The following is a 2,288-nucleotide window of genomic DNA, read 5'->3' as shown; positions in this document are numbered from 1 at the left end:
AGCCTCCGACCGGCGCGTGCGTGATGACGCGCGCGATTTTGAGCTTGACGGTCAAAGCCCCATTACCGAAGCGACATAGCTGGGCGGCATGTCCAAGCCCGCGTCCACCCGCGCTACCGCACCCTGAACTAGTCGTCTTACAACGTCTCGCTGCGGGAGCGTGGGTCGCTGACCGTCCGCTGACCGGCAGTGCATTGCGCAGCAATGTCACGAGAGGTTAGTTCGACCCCTCGACACCTTGGCATGCGGCGCCGTCCGGCAAGCGCGGCGCGCAGCCGGTCTACAGCGACGCGGCGATCCAAGCGTGCCTGACTGTGAAGGTTCTGTTCGGCCTGCCGCTCCGGCAGACGACGGGCTTCGTGGCGAGCCTGCTGCGACTGGCGGGGCTCGACTGGCCGGTGCCGGACTTCTCGACGCTGTGTCGACGCCAGAAGACGCTGGCCGTCCAGTTACCCTACCGGGGTTCGGGCGGGCCGCTACCAACCACGGCGTGCTCCGGACACGGAGCTGCGTGGCCGACTGCGGGACTTGGCGAATGAGCGTCGCCGGTTCGGCTATCGGAGGCTGTTCATCCTGCTGCGCCGCGAGGGCGAGCCGTCCGGGATCAATCGCATCTACCGGCTCTATCGCGAGGAGGGCCTGACGATGCGCAGGCGAAAGGCCCGGCGCAAAGCGGTCGGGACACGGGCTCCGATCCTGATCGAGGCGCGACCCAATGCCCGTTGGTCGCTCGATTTCGTCCACGATCAGTTCGCCAATGGCCAGCGCTTCCGGGTGCTGAATGTCGTCGACGATGTCATCCGCGAATGCCTCGCTGCGATCCCGGATACGTCGATCTCAGGGCGCCGTGTGGCACGTGAACTGACGACCCTGATCGAGCGCCGCGGCAAACCCAGCATGATCGTCTCCGACAATGGCACGGAACTGACCTCGAACGCGATCCTGCGGTGGTGTTCCGAGCGCCGGATCGAATGGCATTACATCGCGCCAGGCAAGCCGATGCAGAACGGCTTCGCGGAAAGCTTCAACGGTCGGATGCGCGATGAGCTGCTCAACGAGACCATGTTCCGCAACCTGGCTCACGCCCGGATCGTGATTGCCGCCTGGACTGCCGACTACAATACAGAACGCCCGCATTCCGCCTTGGACTACCAAACGCCGGCTGACTATGCGCGGACACTGACCACCGCAATCGCCCGCCCCGCTGCGCGAGATGAAAGCTCCGCGCGTCGGGAGATTGCTCAACCCGCGCCAACCGCCGTAAATACCAACTGGGCTCCGGTCGCGGCTGGATGAAAGTTCAGTGGCAGGTCACTTGTTCACCCGAGCCAGCAGGTTGCGCTAGAAATGCACCCGGGGGCCGTTGAAGAATTCGCTGTCGAAGTCCCGTAGTCACGGCGTCGTCGCCGGAGGGCGTCTTTGATCGATCGAACGCTCGGTAGCGCCGAGATGGTGCGTCAGGCGCGGATTGGCCTCGCCCGGGCGGCATTCTGTGCGATCAGGGCGCAGATCATGGCGAGAAGGGCCGCCGCGAGCCGCTTGAGGTTGACCGCCGCGGCGGTGAGGAAGGCTTGGATGCGCATGTTGTCGAGCCCGCGCCGCACGGCCCGCGCCAGGCCATGCCAGGTCTTCGCCTCGCCGTGAAAGCCCTCGGACCGCCAACGGTGGCGCCGGTAAAGACGAACGTCTTCTGCCTCCCACCGAAGTCGTCGGCGACGGGCCCGCAACAAGGCCGGATAGTCGTGGACGATGACGACGGATTTGGTGACGCGTGAGGGCGACAGGCAGAGATGTGCAAGGTCGCAGCCTTTGCAGTCTCGTGCCTTCGACGCGAGAACCGGCCATGGGCGATCTTCGCCTTGTTGGGCCGTCCGGGCCTTGCCCCTCGGGCATTTGACGATGTCGTTGTGTGCATCGTAGCGGAACCGCCTGAGCGGGATCTTCGAGCGGATCGGCTCGGCCTTGGTCGGGATCACGTCGGTGATCTCGCGGTCTTCCAGGCCGGCGAAGACCTTGGCGCAGGCGTAGCCCGCATCCGCGGTGACGGTGCCGATGGGGGCTCCGGTGACCGCCGCGACCGCGTCGAGGCGGCCCAGGATTTCCTGGCCTTCGTTGATCTCTCCCGTGGTGACCTCGACGTCGAGGATCACGCCGCATTCATCGTCGACAGTCCCGTGTTGCTTGTAGCTCGGCTCCAGACGTCGGTTGCGCCCGGATGTCGCCATGCTCGCATCGGGATCGGTGAGGCAGACCTTCCTGAACTTCCCCGACTTCCTTGAATGCCGGAG

Annotated in this window: 3 pseudogenes; 2 read left to right on the top strand and 1 reads right to left on the bottom strand. The window is 65.3% G+C overall.

The features are described 5' to 3' along the window. Nucleotides 1-150 precede the first annotated feature (150 nt). Both Q1B08_RS21300 and Q1B08_RS21295 read left to right on the top strand, forming a co-directional pair. A pseudogene (locus tag Q1B08_RS21300) lies at nt 151-479 on the top strand (transposase); the annotation flags it as partial. Continuing rightward, nucleotides 475-1,296: pseudogene (locus Q1B08_RS21295) on the top strand (IS3 family transposase); the annotation flags it as partial. The pseudogenes Q1B08_RS21300 and Q1B08_RS21295, both read left to right, overlap by 5 nt. 224 nt (nt 1,297-1,520) lie before the next feature. Here the strand turns inward: Q1B08_RS21295 and Q1B08_RS21290 are convergent. Beyond that, nucleotides 1,521-2,288: pseudogene (locus Q1B08_RS21290) on the bottom strand (transposase); the annotation flags it as partial.

The organism is uncultured Jannaschia sp., from assembly GCF_947494025.1.
In the GTDB taxonomy this organism is placed as follows: domain Bacteria; phylum Pseudomonadota; class Alphaproteobacteria; order Rhodobacterales; family Rhodobacteraceae; genus Jannaschia.
This window is presented reverse-complemented; position numbering and strand designations above follow the sequence as displayed.